General features: G+C 48.1%; 5 tRNA genes and 2 rRNA genes. All 7 read left to right on the top strand.

Features of this window, described 5'->3' with window-relative positions:
• Positions 1-125 (top strand): 23S ribosomal RNA (locus QMF37_RS18220); the annotation flags it as partial.
• A gap of 137 nt (positions 126-262) precedes the next feature.
• A 5S ribosomal RNA gene (rrf, locus tag QMF37_RS18215) occupies positions 263-378 on the top strand.
• Positions 379-389: 11 nt separating this feature from the next.
• A tRNA-Asn gene (locus QMF37_RS18210) sits at positions 390-464 on the top strand.
• Between the two features lie 5 nt (positions 465-469).
• A tRNA-Ser gene (locus QMF37_RS18205) sits at positions 470-559 on the top strand.
• Positions 560-579: 20 nt separating this feature from the next.
• Positions 580-654 (top strand) — tRNA-Glu (locus tag QMF37_RS18200).
• Between the two features lie 7 nt (positions 655-661).
• Positions 662-737: transfer RNA gene (locus QMF37_RS18195), tRNA-Val, on the top strand.
• 68 nt (positions 738-805) lie between these two features.
• Positions 806-882, top strand: a tRNA-Met gene (locus QMF37_RS18190).
• Positions 883-926: the final 44 nt, after the last annotated feature.

The following is a 926-nucleotide window of genomic DNA, read 5'->3' as shown; positions in this document are numbered from 1 at the left end:
AAGATGAGATTTCCCATTGCGCAAGCAAGTAAGATCCCTCAAAGACGATGAGGTAGATAGGTTCGAGGTGGAAGCGTAGCGATACGTGCAGCTGACGAATACTAATCGATCGAGGACTTAACCAACATACTGTATGCGAAAAACTTGCCTGTTTCACCTGTCGTTTATCCAGTTTTGAAAGAATAAGAAAGTTTTTGTAAAAAAAGCTTGAAAAAACCGGTACTAATGGTATAATAAAACTTGTCTTTCAAAATAAATTCAGTCTGGTAATGATGGCAAAGAGGCCACACCCGTTCCCATCCCGAACACGGTAGTTAAGCTCTTTTGCGCCGATGGTAGTTGGGGGTTTCCCCCTGTGAGAGTAGGACGTTGCCAGTCTGAATAATTATTCCGAAGTAGCTCAGTGGTAGAGCACCGCACTGTTAATGCGATGGTCGTAGGTTCGAGTCCTACCTTCGGAGCCAAATATGGAGAGCTGTCCGAGTGGCCGAAGGAGCATGATTGGAAATCATGTAGGCGGGCAACCGTCTCAAGGGTTCGAATCCCTTGCTCTCCGCCAGAAGTTCTTTTTAAAAGCACGGCCCCTTGGTCAAGCGGTTAAGACACCGCCCTTTCACGGCGGTAACACGGGTTCGAATCCCGTAGGGGTCACCAATTTCATGGAGGATTAGCTCAGCTGGGAGAGCATCTGCCTTACAAGCAGAGGGTCGGCGGTTCGATCCCGTCATCCTCCACCATTTACAGTTACATAGTGAACGCGTTGTTTTTAAATTTCACAATGTTAATCGTAAGAAAATAGTATTGTCGCGGGGTGGAGCAGTTCGGTAGCTCGTTGGGCTCATAACCCAAAGGTCGCAGGTTCAAATCCTGCCCCCGCAACCAAATGGTCCCGTGGTGTAGCGGTTAACATGCCTGCCTGTCACGCA

Origin of the sequence: Planococcus sp. S3-L1, assembly GCF_030063085.1 — a bacterium.
GTDB classification, from domain to species: domain Bacteria; phylum Bacillota; class Bacilli; order Bacillales_A; family Planococcaceae; genus Planococcus; species Planococcus kocurii.
The sequence above is the reverse complement of the archived record's forward strand: the minus strand, read 5'-3'. Positions and strand labels throughout refer to the sequence as shown.